Genomic DNA, 14,445 nt, shown 5'->3' with positions numbered 1-14,445 from the left:
GCAGCGCCGGCGTCACGCCGGCGAGACCGCAGGGGTCGCCGGCGTGGGGTGGCCGGGGTCGTCCTGCGGGAACGGCGGGCGGGCGTCGGCGGCCATGCGGGCCGAGAGCGTGGCGGCGTCGGCGCCGACGAAGCCGAGCAGTGCCGAGCCGCGGCAGGTCTGCCAGGGCAGCCCGAGGAAGTACAGCCCCGGCACGTCGGTCACGCCGCTCTCGTGGCGGACCTGCCCGTCGACGACGACCCCGGGCACGTGCAGCCACGAGTGGTCGGATCGGAAGCCGGTGGCCCACAGGACGGCGTCGACCTCGCCGGTGCTGCCGTCGGCGAAGGTGGCCGTGCGGCCGGAGAGCGCGGCGAGCCGCGGCCGGAACTCGACACCGCGACGCCGGAGGGCACTGCGGCGGGTGCCGATGACCAGGTCGCCGCGGGCGCGCAGCCGGCGCGCGATGCGGGTGTGGGCGGGCACGGTGAAGAAACCGGCCCCCGTCAGCCAGGAGAAGAGGTCGCGGCCGGCGATGCGCTGCGGCAGCTGCAGCGGCTCGGACCCGACCGCGACGGTGACGGGACAGCGATCGGCGAGCTCGGCGGCGATCTGCAGCCCGGAGTTGGCCGCGCCGACGACGAGCACCCGGCTGCCGGCGGGAAACTGGGTGGGGTTGCGGTACTCGGCGCTGTGCAGCTGCGGCACCGCCGGGTCCAGCTGCCGGGCGAGGGCGGGGATGTGCGGGGTCTGGAACGGGCCGGTGGCGACGACGACCTGCTTCGCGTGCAGCGTGCCGGTCGGGGTGGTGACCGCGAAGCCGCCGGGCTCCTGGTGCAGCCGTAGCACCCTCGAGTCCAGCCGCACCGGCAGCCGGAAGCGGGCGGCGTAGGCGGCCAGGTAGTCGGCGACGTCGTCCTTGCTCGGGTGGGTGTCCGCAGGGGCGGGGAACGGCAGGCCGGGCAGCGAGTCGTACTGGGCGGGGCTGAACAACCGCAGCGAGTCCCAGCGGGAGCGCCAGGAGTGGCCGATCTCCGGGCCGGCGTCGAGCAGCAGGAAGTCCGCGCCGCGGGCGGCGAGGTGGTGGCCGAGGGCGAGGCCGGCCTGGCCGGCGCCGATCACGAGGACGTCGAGGGGCTCTCGGTCACCGGCGGGCGTGGGCGTGGGCATGGCGTCTCCTGACAGGGTGTGGCGGGGGGGCGGGCGGGAGCGGTGTCAGCGGCTACACGAGGCCGACGGCGAGCAGCACGGCAGCGAGGGTGAGGTCGGCGACCAGGCAGGTCTCGGCGTACCAGCGGGGTACCACCCGGCCGGCGCGGTGGTGGGCGACGTCCCAGGCGGCGTGGGCGAGCCAGCCGGCGGCGAGCACGTACCGGGCGACGGCGGGGTCGACGGCGACCGCCGCCATCGCCACCGCACCGAAGCCGAGGACGGCCGCGGTCTGCGCCGTCAGCAGCCGCCGGGAGCCGAGGTCGTCGCGGGCGGTGCCCCAGGTGAGGTAGACGACCGCGGCCAGGAGCACGCACCAGGCGCTGGTCCAGATCTGCACCTGCTCGGGCAGCGGCGCCACCACGGCGAGGCCGGCGACGACGGCACCGGTGCCGACCCCGGCTGGCCAGTGGCGGGCCAGGGAGCCGGACAGGCCGGGGCGGCGATCCGCGGTGGCCTGCGTGGCCGGTGTGGCAACGGTGCTGCTCATGGGGCTCCTCCGTCGGTGGTGCGCGGTCTGCACCGGACGCTAGGAGCGGGGGACCTGCGTCACGCCGGGAGAACCGCCAGGTCCGTCGCCGGGTCGGCGCCCGCGGGGAGCCCGTCTCAGAGGTCGAGCGGGAGCGCCGCGAGTTCGGCGCGAGAGGTCACACCGAGCTTGCTGAACACGTTGCGCAGGTGGAAGTCGACCGTGCGCGGGCTGACGAACAGCCGCGCGGCGGCGTCCCGGTTCGACAGACCCTGCCGGACGAGCGCCGCGACCTGCCGCTCCTGCGGGGTGAGGTCGGTCGCCGTGGAGACGTCGCGGCGGCGGGCGGTCTCACCCGAGGCGCGCAGCTCCTGGGCGGCGCGTTCGGACCAGGGGGCAGCCCCGAGGTCGTCGAAGATGGCGAGGGCGGCCCGCAGGTGCTCGCGGGCGTCGACCCGGCGACGGGCGCGGCGCAGGTGCTCACCGAAGGCGAGGTGGGTGCGGGCCCGGTCGGGCAGCCGCAGTGACGTCTCGTGCGCCTCCAGGGCGCGCCGGAAGTGCTCCTCGGCGCCGCTGCCCTCGGCGAGCAGCGCGCGGCCGTGCTCGACGACGGCGACCGCAGCCGGGACGCCGGTTCCCGTGGCGAACGCATCCAGCTCGTCCAGCCAGACGCGGGCGAGGTCGGCGCGGCCGGCCCGGATGGCGGTCTCCAGGCGGTCGATCGCCGCGATCCGGCACAGGCCGGGCTCGCGCATCTGCTCCAGGTGGTTGAGCGCGGTCGCCGGCTGCCCGACCGCGCGCAGGCTCCGCGCCCAGTTCACCAGGTCGACGACGATCACGTCGGTGATCCCCACGGCGTGCGCTTCCCTGATCGCCATCGCCTCGGCGAGGTGGCGATCGGCGACGTCGTCCCCTCGGAGGGCGGCGACCAGGGCGAGCTCGGCGGTCGGCAGCGCGGTCAGCCCGGCGTGGCCGGTGCTGGCGGCCAGCGGCAGCGCCTCGGCGGCCGCCGCCGCGGCCTTCGCCCACGCCCCCGTGGCGATCTGGATCTGAGCGCCGCGCGTCAGGGCGTGCTCGACCATGGTCAACGCCCCGGCGCGGCGCGCGGCGGTCAGTTGCTGCTCGTGCAGGCGCAGCCCGCGCCGGTCGTCGCCGAGGAGCATCGCGGCGACGCCGAGGTTGGGCTGCAGCACGTGGTCGTCGACGGGATCGGCGTCGGTGAGGGTGAACGCACACCGGATGGAGTCGGCAGCGGCCGCCCAGTCCCGGCGGGCCGCGGCGACGAACCCGCACAGCAGCGCGTGGGCGGCCCGCACCCGGGCGGGGGCGTCGGCATCGGGCGCGGTCACCAGCCCCGCCGGGTCGACGTTGCGTGCCGATCGTGCGCCGAACGCGGCCAGGGACGCCGCCAGCATCGCCAGCTGCTGCGCCATCCCCTCGTCCGCGCCGACGGCGAGCTGCGCGGCCTGCAGGACGAGGTCGTAGCCGTCGTCGAGTGAGCGGGTGTTCCACTCGATCTGCCCCTGGAGCGTGAGCAGCCGGGCGCACACCAGCGGATCCCTCACGTCGGCCGCGGCGGCGGTGGCCAGCGCCGCCGCCCGCGACGGGTGCGCGCCCTGCCAGGCCGAGGACGCGGCCAGGTACAGCCGGCGGCCGCGGGCATCACCGCCGCCGGTGAGCTCGGCGGCGCGGGCCCAGGCGGCCGCGGCGGCCTCGTGTCCACCCCGGGCGGCAGCGCGCTCGGCGACGGCGTCCAGTGCGGCGACGACCTCGTCGTCGGGCCGGTCGGCGGCGGCGGCCAGGTGCCACGCCCTGCGGTCGGCATCCGCACGCAGCACGTCGGACAGTGCACGGTGCGCGGCCCGGCGCTGCGCGCTGGTCGCCGCCCGGTAGACCGCCGAGCGCACCAGCGGGTGGTGGAGGACGACGGTGTCCCCGTCGACCCGGAGCAGGCCGGCCCGCTCGACCTCGTCCAGAGCGTCGTCACCGGCGCCCAGCCGTTCACCGACGTCGCGGACGACGGTCAGCCGGCCCGTGTCGTCGGCCGCGGCCACCAGCAGCAACCGCTGCGCAGGCTCGCTCAGCCGTCGGCATCGGTCGAGGAACCCGCGCTCCACCCCGCCGGTCAGCGGCAGCGGCGTCGGCAGCGGTGTCCGGCCGGCCAGCTGGTCCGCGGTGAGCACCCCGGACAGCTCCACCAGCGCCAGCGGGTTGCCGCCGGTGGCGGCCACCACCTGGTCCCGCACCGCCGGGTCGATCTCCCCGCCGGTCCGGGCGGACAGGAGCGCGTCGGCCGCCTCCCCGGCGACGCCACCCAGGACGACGGCGGGCAGGTCGGGCGCGTCGAAGCCGTAGGCCTCGCCGTCACGGGCGGCGAACAGGAGCGCGACCCGTTCGGCCTGCAGCCGGCGGGCCACGAACAGCAGCGCAGCCGCGGATGCGTCGTCGAGCCAGTGCGCGTCGTCGACCACGGCGAGGATCGGGGACTCCTCGGCGGCGTCGGCGAGCAGGCTCAGCGTCCCGAGGAAGGCCAGGAACCGGTCGCCCTCGCCCTCGACCTCACCCATCGCGGCCCGCAGCGCGATCCGCTGCGGCGGGGGGAGGACCTCCAGCCGGCCGCGGAGCGGCCACAGCAGCCGCTGGAGGGCCGCGAACGCCAGCGGGGACTCCGACTCCACGCCCGAGGTGCGCAGCACCGTCGTGTCCGGAGCCGCGCCGCAGGCGTCGGCCAGCAGCGTCGACTTGCCCGAGCCGGCCACACCGCGGACGACCAGCGCGCCTCCGTTGCCCTTGCGGGCGGCGTCGAGCAGGGCGGCGATCGCCGCGCGTTCGGGATCCCGTCCGGCCAGCACGGGCCGACCGTACCGACCGGAACGGACAGGTCCAGGATGGCCGACCCGGCGGGGCCACGACGTGCGCGACCTGGGCGGTGGCGCGCGGGCCCCAGCGCCGCCGGCCACGCACGCCGACCCGGTGGGGAACCTGGCGATTTCCCCGGTGAGAGACACCCGCCTCCGCGCCGACTCTCGATCCCGACCGCACCACCTCCAACACGTCCGAGGAGTCCCCATGCTCTCCAGCACACCCCGCACCTTCATCGGCTCGACCACCTTCACGGTCACCGGCATGACCTGCGCCCACTGCCGGCGCGCGGTCACCGAGGAGATCGCGGCAGTCGACGGCGTCGAGTCCGTCGCCGTCGACCTGACCACCGGCACGGTCACCGTCACCGCCCAACGCCCCGTCGACCGCGCCGACATCAGCGCCGCCGTCGACGAGGCCGGCTACGCCCTCGTCCCCTGACCCCGACCGTCCCGACCCCTGGAGACCCGCCGTGCACAGTGCGACCCCCACCCCGAGCGCGACCCCCGCGCACCCCGATGTCCAGGCACACACCGCGCACCGGTCGAGCGCCAAGAAGTTCGTCCTGCACTACCTCGAGATGGTCGTGGCGATGGCCGTCGGCATGGTGGCCCTGCACCCCGTGTGGAGCCTCGTGCTCGACGCCGTCGGCGGAGCCGAACTGATGCACGACCCGTACACGGGAGCGCTCATCATGGCGACGGACATGACGGTCGCCATGTCCGCGTGGATGAGGTTCCGCGGTCACCGGTGGCGGCCCATCGTCGAGATGGGCGCGGCGATGTACGCGCCCTTCCTGGTCCTCTTCGTGCCGCTGGCCCTCGAGCTCATCGACGAGGGGGCCCTGATGCTGTGGGGCCACGTGCTCATGCTCGTGGCGATGGCCGCGGCGATGCTGCTCCGCCCGCACGAGTACGCCCACTGCTGACACCGGACGCCGACCACGTCGGTGACCTCCGGGCCTCCCGTGGCGGGAGCGGGCCTCCCGCTCCCGTTCCTCCCCGTCGCTGCGCCGGACGCCCTCGCGGACGGGCGTGCCGACCGGGAGCACCTGGCCCGGAGGCACCACCGGCACCCGTCCCGGGCAACCCGCACCGACCGTCTCCCGAGGAGTCCCCGATGACCGACGCGACCACGACCGACCCCACGCGGACCGCGACCACGATCCGGCGGGCCACGCCGGCCGACGCCGGCGACGTCGCCGCGATGGTCCGCGAGATCGCCGCCCACGAGGACCAGGCAGCACACGTGCACGTTCCCGACGAGCAGTGGCGGCAACTGCTCGACCGACCCGAGGTGATCGTGCTGCTCGCCGAGCAGGACGGCGCGGCTGTCGGTTACGTCTCGGCCGTCCGCCAGCTGCACCTGTGGACCGGCGGCGACGTCCTCGCCCTCGACGACCTCTACGTCCGGCCCGGCTCCCGCGACATGGGCGTCGGCGGACAGCTCATGGCCGTCCTGGCCGGCCTCGCCGCGCCCGAGCAGTTGCTCATCCGCTGGGGCGTGGAGGTCGGCAACGTCGACGCCCAGCGCTTCTACCGCCGGCTCGGCGCCACGCTGCGACCGAAGGTGCTCGCCGCGTGGACCCCGGGCGCCTACGCCGCCGCCACACCGGCCTGACGCCAACCCGGCGATCCCCCCGGTCCGAGCCACCCGTCCGCCGCCGAGGCTCGGCCCCGACCCCGGCACCCGACCCGACAGGAGGTCCACGATGACGACGACCGCGCCGCCGCCCACCGTGTGCACGCTGGAGATCGGCGGCATGACCTGCGCCTCGTGCGTGGGCCGGGTCGAGAAGGCCCTCAGCCGGGTGGACGGTGTGTCCGCCGCGGAGGTCAACCTGGCCACCGAGGTGGCCACCGTCCGCTTCGACCCGCAGCAGGTCGGCCTCGACGAGCTGACCGCCGCGGTCGTGCGCGCCGGCTACACCGCGACGCCGCACCGCGGGGTTCCGGCCGCGACCGAGCCGGCCGAGGTCCCGGGCGACGACGGCGACGCGCACCTGACCGCGCTGAGGCGGAAGTGGCAGGTCACCCTCGCCGTCGGCCTCGGGCTGATGGGCCTGATGTACGTGCCGCTGTACCTGGACACGATGGACTGGCTGATGCCGGCGATCCTCGTGGTGGCGACCGTCGTGCAGTCCTGGGCCGGCAAGGACGTCTACCGCGCCGCCTGGACGGCGGCCCGGCACGGCAGCACCACCATGAACACCCTCGTCGCGCTCGGCACCGGCGTCGCCTACCTCTACAGCGCCTTCGTCACCCTCTGGCCGGCCGCCGCCGAGCGCTGGGGCCTGCCGCTGCACGTCTACTTCGAGACCTCGCTGGTCATCCTCGCCCTGGTCCTGGCTGGCCGGTGGATGGAGGGCCGGGCCAAGAAGCGCACCGCGGCGGCGATCACCGCGCTGGTGGGCCTGGCGCCGAAGACCGCGCGGGTGCTGCGCGACGGCGCGGAGGTCGACGTCCCGGTCGAGCAGGTCGTCGTCAGCGACCTGGTGCGGGTGCGGCCGGGGGAGAAGGTACCCGTCGACGGCGTCGTCACCGACGGGGCGACCGCCGTCGACGAGAGCATGCTGACCGGCGAGAGCCTGCCGGTGGACAAGGCGGTCGGCGACACGGTCATCGGCGCGACCCTCAACCGCACCGGCACGGTGGTGCTGCGGGCCACCGCGGTCGGCGAGGACACCGCGCTGGCACAGATCGTCCGCCTGGTCGAGGACGCGCAGGGCGCGAAGGTGCCGATGCAGCGGCTGGCCGACCGGGTCTCGGCCTGGTTCGTCCCGATCGTGCTGCTGCTGGCCGCGGCCACCTTCGCCGTGTGGGTGCTGGTCGGTCCGGACACCGGCCGGCTGACGATGGCGATCACCACCACGATCGCCGTGCTGATCATCGCCTGCCCGTGCGCGCTGGGCCTGGCCACGCCGACCGCGGTCATGGTCGGTACCGGCCGCGCCGCCGAGCTGGGCATCCTCATCGGGAACGGGGACGCGCTGGAGACCGCCCGCCGGGTCACCGCCGTCGTCCTGGACAAGACCGGCACCATCACCCGCGGGAAGCCGGCGCTCGCCTCGGTGACTCCGGTCGGCGGCTGGACCGAGGACGACGTGCTGGCCCTCGTCGCCGGCGCGGAGACCGGCAGCGAGCACCCGGTCGCCGAGGCGATCGTCGCCGCCGCTGTCGCGCGCGGGCTGCGCCTGCCGGGGCTGCGCTCCTTCGACGCCGTCCCCGGTCACGGCATCGACGCGGTCGTCGCCGGTGCGCACGTGCTCGCCGGCAACCAGGCGCTGATGAGCGCACGCGGGGTGGACGTGTCCGCGCTGGCCGGCGCCGCCGGTCGCGCGGCCGCGGCCGGGCAGACGCCGATGTTCGTGGCGGTCGACGGGCAGCCCGCCGCGACGATCACCGTCGCCGACACGGTCAAGCCGGAGTCCGCGGAGGCCGTCGCGCAGCTGCGGGCGCTGGGCGTGCAGGTGTGGATGCTGACCGGTGACAACACCGGCACCGCCCGGGCCATCGCCGATCAGGTGGGCATCGAGCACGTGCTCGCCGAGGTGCTGCCGGCCGACAAGGCGGCGAAGGTGCGGGAGCTGCAGGCGCAGGGGCACGTCGTCGCGATGGCCGGCGACGGCATCAACGACGCCGCCGCACTGTCGGCGGCCGACGTCGGCATCGCCATCGGCACCGGCGCCGACGTCGCGATCGCCGCCTCCGACATCACGCTCGTCGGCGGCGACCTGCGCGGCATCGTCTCGGCGATCGCGCTCTCCCGGCGCACCGTCACCACGATGAAGCAGGGCCTGGCCTGGGCGTTCGGCTACAACCTGCTGCTCATTCCGGTCGCGGCCGGTGCCCTGTACGGCTTCGACGAGCTGCTGCTGGATCCCGTGCTGGCCAGCGCGGCGATGGCGATGAGTTCGGTCAGCGTGCTGACCAACGCGCTGCGGCTGCGCCGGTTCCGCCGGCCGGCCACCGTGGAGGAGATCCTGCGGCCGCCGCTGCGGGCGAGGATCGGCCAGTACGCCTACCTGACCGGTGTCGCCGTCGTCGCCCTCGCCCTGGGCGCCGGCCTGACCGCGGTGTCCCGGATGGACGTCGCCGAGCGCGGCATGAACGGCACGCTCGCCTGGGTGCAGGGCACCGGCATGCCGATGCGCCCGGCGATGAGCGAGATGATGACCGCCGAGGTGCCGCCGGCCGACGCTGCCGACGCCGGTGTCGAGGTGCGGCTCGAGCTGCCCGCGCAGGTCCGGCCCGGCGAGCCCACGAGGCTCGTCGCCACCATCGTCGACGCCGCGTCCGGCGAGCCGCTCGAGGACCTCACCCGCAGCCACGAGGCGTGGATGCACCTCATCGCCACCCGCGAGGACCTCGGCACGTTCGCCCACGTCCACCCGCAGCCGACCGGCGCGCCCGGTCAGCTCGCCGTGGAGATCGCCTTCCCGACCGCCGGCCGGTACGTGGTGAACACCGAGTTCCGGCGGCAGGGCGAGATGGCCGACGTCCACTCCCGGCAGGTGGTCACCGTCGCCGGTACCGCGCCGGAGCCGGTGGTCCTGACGGCCGGGCCGCGGGTCGTCGAGGTCGACGGCGTGCGGGTCGAGCTCGAGGGCGACGCCGAGGCCGGGGGTGGAAGCGACCTGGACTTCTCCTTCACCGACGCGGAGACCGGCCGGCCGATCGACGACCTGCGGCCCTACCTCGCGGCCGCCGGTCACGTCGTGGTCATGCGGGCCGACGGGGGGACGTTCGCCCACGAGCACGCCGAGGAGACCGACGGCAGCGGACGGCCGGTCTTCGCTCTCCCCGGGCAGACGTTCGGCCCCGAGCTCGACGTCCACGCCGAGTTCCCGACCGCCGGGACGTACCGGCTGTGGGCTCAGTTCCGCCTCGCCGACGGCGACGTGATCACCGCGCCGTTCACCGTCCAGGCCCGCTGAGGCAGGCGATCCGGGGCAACGCCCCCGGGGCCGTCGCTGACGGCCCCGGGGGCCGTGTCCGCGACGGGCCCCGTCGCCGGGCGGCCGCCCGGCCGGGACTCCGCGCAGCGGCCGCCGGCGCCGTCGAGGACGGCTGGACGTCGGCGCCCCGTCGCGATGAACGGCCCGGACCGAGCCCCGGATCGAGAACCTGGTGGGATCACCGGTGTGAGCGGCCTGCCCGTCGGCGACCGTGGCAGCCAGTCCCGGCCGTCGTCCGGTGAGGGCCATGCCCTCCACCGACTGGCCCTCCACCGACTGGCCCTCCACCGACTGGCCCTCCACCGACTGCCGGCCGGTGACGGATCGCACCGAGCGTGGCCCGGCATGCTCTGCGGGCATGCCGGACGGCTGGCCCGCACCGAGCCCGCCGAGGAGTCCCCGAGACACCGAACGAGGAACGAATGACGTTGCACGTGCGCCCGGCGGCGCCCGAGGACCTCCCGGCCGCCGCCGCGGTACTCGCCGACGCCTTCACCGACTACGCCTGGACCAGATGGACCGTCGACGCCGACCACCACGGTGAGCGGCTGGCGGCACTCCACCACCTGTTCCTCTCCGAGATCGCCCTGTACTCCGGCTGGGTGGACCTCGGCGAGGCGGGTGGGGAGCTCCTGAGCGTCGCGGTGTGGCTGCCCAGCACCGAGGTGCCCGAGGACGTGTGGGCACGGGTCGGCACGGCGGTCGCCGAGCTGGCGGGGGACCGAGCGACGGCCGCGGCCGAGGCCGAAGCGGTGCTCGCCGAGCACCGCCTCGACGAGCCGCACGTGACCCTGGCCAGCCTCGGGGTCGCGCAGCGTCGGCAGGGGCGGGGCCTCGGTGCCGCGACGCTGGCCCCGGGGCTCGTCCGCGCCGACCGGGCGGGGCTGCCGGTGCACCTGGAGACCAGCGCGGAGTCGAACGTGCGCTTCTACCGCCGCCTGGGTTTCGGCGTGGTCGACGTCGTCGACCTGCCGGGCGCCGGTCCGCGGACCTGGCTGATGCGCCGCGAGCCGCCCCCTGCCGCCGCGGACGGGGCGGCGACGGCGGTCGGCACGGCCGGGGGCTGCGACGGGCACGTCCGGTGAACGGCTTCCTGGTCGCTCTGATCGTGGTCTGCGAGATCGGCTTCTGGTGCCTGCTCGGCGCCGGCCTGGTGGCCCGTTACGTCCTGCGCCTGCGTCGCACCAGCGCGGTGCTGCTCGCCGGCGCCCCGGTCCTCGACCTGCTCCTGCTCATCGCGTCCGTCCTCGACCTGCGCTCCGGCCGCACTGCCGGTGTCGCACACGGGCTCGCCGCCGCCTACATCGGGTTCTCCGTGGCGTTCGGCTCGACCACGCTGCGGTGGGCCGACCAGCGCTTCGCCCACCGCTTCGCGGGCGGCCCCCCACCCGAGCGGCCGCCGAGGTACGGGCAGGCGCGCACCCGACACGAGTGGCGGCTGTGGGCGAGGGCGTCGGTGGGCTGGGCCATGGCCTGTGGGCTGCTCGGTCTCGCCATCGTCGCCGTCGACGACCCCGCCCGTACCGCGCACCTGACCGGCTGGATCCAGGGACTGACCGCGTGGCTGGTCGTCTGGGCGCTGGCCTGGCCCCTGCCGTACACCCTCTGGCCGAAGACCCCGCCGGCAGCCTCCGTCGACGACGTCGTGACGGCGGGTCCGGGGATGAACGCGTGACTGCCGGAGCCGCCGCAGGGACCGGACGCCTCCCACGGGCCGTGACCTGGGGGTTGTTCGTCGCCTGGGCGGTGCACGACGCCGAGGAGTTGTGCACGATGGCCGGCTGGGCCGACCGGGCTCGCCCGCGGCTGGAGCGGAACCTGCCGTGGGTCCCGGGAGCGGTGTGGGAGCGGATGTCGGTCCCGCGGGAGCACGCCACCGCCGCCATCGGGGTGATGGCGTGCGTCATGGGGACGGCGGCGGCCCGGGGGGCGAGCACCGGCGGGGCCAGCCCGCTGTTCCAGGCCACGCTCGCCGGCTTCGGGCTGCACGCCGTCCCGCACCTGGCCTCGGCGGCGGTCACCCGTGGCTACACCCCGGGCGTGCTGACCGCGCCCACGGTCGTGGCGCCGTTCGCACTGTGGGCCCGGCGGCGGCTCCGCCGGGCCGTGGTGCCGACCGCACCGGTGCCGCCGGGAGCGCCGCTGCTCGTGCCGCTGGTCGTGGGCGGGGCACACGTCGTCGCGTCGGCCCTGGTCCGCGCGAGGACACGCCGACGCCGACCTGGCCCGGCGTGACCGCCGGACACCGGGGCCGGCACAACAGTTGCCAGGAGCGTCGGCACGCCTTCGGGTGAGGGAACGGTCGCGTCCGGCCGAGGCCGAGGTCGGCCGGATGCAGGATGAGGCCGTGTTGATCAACGACGACCGGGGCGCAGCCATCACGGTCGCGGGCCTGGTCAAGGACTACGGCACGCTGCGTGCCGTCGACGGCGTCTCGTTCACCGTCGGTGCGGGGGAGTTCTTCGGCATCCTCGGTCCCAACGGGGCGGGCAAGACCACGACCCTGGAGATGGTCGAGGGCATCCGGGAGCCCGATCAGGGGTCGGTGTTCCTGCTCGGGGAGCCGGTCTGGCCGCGCAACCCGCGGCTGCTGGCCCGGGTCGGGGTGCAGCTGCAGGGAAGCGCCTTCTTCGAGCGGCTGACCTGCCGGGAGCAGCTGCAGACCTTCGGGGACCTCTACGGCGTCCCGCGGGGGCGGGCCGACGAGATGCTGGAGCTGGTCGGGCTGGCCGGTAAGGCCGACGTCCGGGAGGACCAGCTCTCCGGCGGGCAGCGGCAGCGGCTCTCCATCGCCTGCGCCCTCGTGCACGCCCCCGACGTCGTCTTCCTCGACGAGCCGACTGCCGCGCTGGACCCCCAGGCCCGGCGCAACCTGTGGGACCTGCTGCGCGAGATCCAGGCCCGCGGCACGACGGTCGTCTACACCACGCACTACATGGACGAGGCCGAGATCCTCTGCGACCGGGTCGCCATCATGGACGCCGGCCGGATCCTCGCCCTCGACACACCGGCGGCCCTGGTCCGCGGGCTGGAGGCGGCCACCCGCGTGGCGCTGCCCCGGGGCGTGCTGGACGCCGCGACCGCCCGCACGCTGCCCGGCGCGGAGACCGCCCACGAGATCGAGGACGAGGTCGTGCTCTCCACCCGGGAACCCGCGCGGCTGGTCGCCGCACTCGCCCAGCGTCAGGCGCTCGACGGGGTCAGCGTCCGCACGGCCACGCTCGAGGACGTCTTCCTCACCCTGACCGGACGGGAGTACCGCGCATGACCGGCACCCAGCTCGCCCCGTCCGAGCTCCGGGACCCTGCGCCGGAGCGTCCGCAGCCCGCGGCGGCCGGGCAGCTGCGGTCGCTGTCCCGGGCGATGCTGCGCAGCTTCTTCCGCGACAAGACCTCGCTGTTCTTCACCTTCCTGTTCCCGCTGATGTTCCTGGTCGTCTTCGGGCTCGTGTTCCGCAGCGACGGGGCGAGCACGACCAGCCTCGGCGTGGTCGGGAACGGGCCGGTCATCTCCGCGCTGCCCGACGAGGTCGTCGACGCGGTGACCTATGACAGCGCCGAGGCGGCGGTGGCCGCGGTCGAGGCCGGCGACCTGCCCGGGGCGCTGGTCGAACAGGGCGGTGAGGTCACGCTGTACTTCGCCGCCAGCGACCAGGTGCAGGCCGGCACCGTCCAGCAGATCGTGTCGTCGGTGGTCAACGGCGCCAACCTGGCCGCGACCGGCCGGCCGCCGGCGATCGCCTTCACCACGGAGCAGGTCGAGTCCGACCAGTTCACCCCGATCCAGTTCCTGGCGCCGGGGATCCTGTCCTGGGGCGTGGCGACGTCCGCCGCGTTCGGTGCGGCGCTGACCCTGGTCGCCTGGCGCAAGCGACAGGTCCTGCGCCGGCTGCGGCTGTCCCCGGCGCCCGTGTGGACGATCGTCGGCGCCCGGGTCGGGGTCTCCCTGCTCGTGGCGCTGATGCAGGCAGCCCTCTTCCTGGGTGTCGCCCTGCTGCCGGCCTTCGGGCTGGACCTGGCCGGCCAGTGGTGGCTGGCCCTGCCCGTCCTGCTGTGCGGCACCTGTTCGTTCCTCGCCGTGGGCCTGCTCGTGGGCGCCGTCGCGAAGACCGAGGAGTCCGCGAGCGCGATCGCCAACTTCGTGGTGCTGCCGATGGCGTTCCTGTCCGGCACCTTCTTCGACCTGTCCGCGGCTCCGGCGTGGATGCAGGCGGCCAGCAAGGCGCTCCCGCTCGGCTGGATGAACGACGGCATCACCGACGTCCTGGTGCGCGGGGAGGGCCTCGGTGCCGTGTGGCTGCCCTGCCTGGTGCTGCTGGGCTTCGCCGTCGTGGTGGGTGCGGCCGCGACCCGCCTGTTCCGCTGGGAGTCCGACTAGCGGGAACCGTCGTCCCGGCGACACCGTGGACCGGGAGGTCATCGGGGCGTGTGGAGCGCCGGCCGGCCGCGGCGGCCTCACCGGGTGTGTACGGGCGTCGCATCGCTGAGAGCCGGGGAGGCCACGCGACCCCGCCGGCGGGTCAGCCCGTACCGGTGGTCGACGGTGACGTAGGCCGCCACGAGGAGGTCGAAGCTCAAGCACGTGATCGTGAAGGCGTCGGGAGCGAGAGCGTGTCCCGGGTCGACGTGGTGCAGCGCGACGTCCCACACCGGGTGCAGCGCCCACCCGGCGGCCAACCACATCGGCGAGCCGCGGAGGCCGCACAGGCCCAGGCTCCCGTAGAGAACGACACCGGCGAGCTCGGCGACCACCCAGCCGCTGCCTGCGCCGGCCTGCGCGGCGAAGTAGACGTAGGTCAGTGCCGCACCGCACAGCAGGAAGGCGAGCAGGGCGCGGCCGACGATCTCCCTGCCCCAGCGCGACAGCATCCACACGACGACGACCAGCGTGCTGGCCTGGAAGATACCGTTGACGAGCCACTGACCGGTCATGGCGTTCGGTCTCCTTCGGTTCCGGAGCGGGGGACCGG

Annotated in this window: 13 protein-coding genes; 9 read left to right on the top strand and 4 right to left on the bottom strand. The window is 75.2% G+C overall.

Annotated elements, in window-relative coordinates:
- Window positions 1-12: 12 nt before the first annotated feature.
- The 3 genes from ACU610_RS15245 to ACU610_RS15235 all read right to left on the bottom strand — a co-directional run bounded on the left by ACU610_RS15245 (window position 13) and on the right by ACU610_RS15235 (window position 4,509).
- Entirely contained in the window at window positions 13-1,149 is a 1,137-nt protein-coding gene (locus ACU610_RS15245) for a flavin-containing monooxygenase (protein ID WP_446768551.1), read from the bottom strand.
- A gap of 52 nt (window positions 1,150-1,201) precedes the next feature.
- The gene (locus tag ACU610_RS15240) at window positions 1,202-1,678 is read right to left on the bottom strand and encodes a hypothetical protein (protein WP_446768550.1); all 477 of its coding nucleotides are present in this window, start codon (window positions 1,676-1,678) and stop codon (window positions 1,202-1,204) included.
- A 116-nt stretch (window positions 1,679-1,794) separates the two neighbouring features.
- Entirely contained in the window at window positions 1,795-4,509 is a 2,715-nt protein-coding gene (locus ACU610_RS15235) for an AAA family ATPase (RefSeq protein WP_446768549.1), read from the bottom strand.
- Window positions 4,510-4,726: 217 nt separating this feature from the next.
- On the opposite strand from ACU610_RS15235, the gene ACU610_RS15230 reads away from it, so the two are divergent.
- From ACU610_RS15230 to ACU610_RS15190, 9 genes are all read left to right on the top strand, one after another.
- Window positions 4,727-4,960, top strand: a complete 234-nt coding sequence (locus ACU610_RS15230) for a heavy-metal-associated domain-containing protein (protein ID WP_446768548.1) — start codon at window positions 4,727-4,729, stop codon at window positions 4,958-4,960.
- A gap of 31 nt (window positions 4,961-4,991) precedes the next feature.
- Window positions 4,992-5,447, top strand: coding sequence for a hypothetical protein (locus ACU610_RS15225; RefSeq protein ID WP_446768547.1), 456 nt, complete (start codon window positions 4,992-4,994; stop codon window positions 5,445-5,447).
- A gap of 191 nt (window positions 5,448-5,638) precedes the next feature.
- Window positions 5,639-6,139, top strand: a complete 501-nt coding sequence (locus ACU610_RS15220; RefSeq protein WP_446768546.1) for an N-acetyltransferase family protein — start codon at window positions 5,639-5,641, stop codon at window positions 6,137-6,139.
- Window positions 6,140-6,230: 91 nt separating this feature from the next.
- A complete protein-coding gene (locus tag ACU610_RS15215; protein ID WP_446768545.1) occupies window positions 6,231-9,455 on the top strand; it encodes a heavy metal translocating P-type ATPase in 3,225 nt (1,074 codons plus the stop codon).
- A gap of 443 nt (window positions 9,456-9,898) precedes the next feature.
- Window positions 9,899-10,561 (top strand): GNAT family N-acetyltransferase, encoded by a 663-nt coding sequence (locus ACU610_RS15210; RefSeq protein WP_446768544.1) that lies wholly within the window; start codon window positions 9,899-9,901, stop codon window positions 10,559-10,561.
- A complete protein-coding gene (locus ACU610_RS15205; RefSeq protein ID WP_446768543.1) occupies window positions 10,558-11,151 on the top strand; it encodes a hypothetical protein in 594 nt (197 codons plus the stop codon). The genes ACU610_RS15210 and ACU610_RS15205 overlap by 4 nt, the downstream gene beginning before the upstream one ends.
- Before the next feature lie 41 nt (window positions 11,152-11,192).
- Entirely contained in the window at window positions 11,193-11,711 is a 519-nt protein-coding gene (locus ACU610_RS15200) for an HXXEE domain-containing protein (RefSeq protein WP_446768542.1), read from the top strand.
- Between the two features lie 97 nt (window positions 11,712-11,808).
- Window positions 11,809-12,744, top strand: a complete 936-nt coding sequence (locus tag ACU610_RS15195; RefSeq protein WP_446768541.1) for an ABC transporter ATP-binding protein — start codon at window positions 11,809-11,811, stop codon at window positions 12,742-12,744.
- Window positions 12,741-13,853, top strand: a complete 1,113-nt coding sequence (locus ACU610_RS15190) for an ABC transporter permease (protein WP_446768540.1) — start codon at window positions 12,741-12,743, stop codon at window positions 13,851-13,853. The genes ACU610_RS15195 and ACU610_RS15190 overlap by 4 nt, the downstream gene beginning before the upstream one ends.
- Window positions 13,854-13,930: 77 nt before the next feature.
- Here ACU610_RS15190 and ACU610_RS15185 read toward each other — a convergent pair whose 3' ends face one another.
- Window positions 13,931-14,407, bottom strand: a complete 477-nt coding sequence (locus ACU610_RS15185; RefSeq protein WP_446768539.1) for a DUF6010 family protein — start codon at window positions 14,405-14,407, stop codon at window positions 13,931-13,933.
- Window positions 14,408-14,445 lie beyond the last annotated feature (38 nt).

It is taken from the genome of Geodermatophilus sp. URMC 61 (assembly GCF_052931555.1).
The sequence above is the reverse complement of the archived record's forward strand: the minus strand, read 5'-3'. Positions and strand labels throughout refer to the sequence as shown.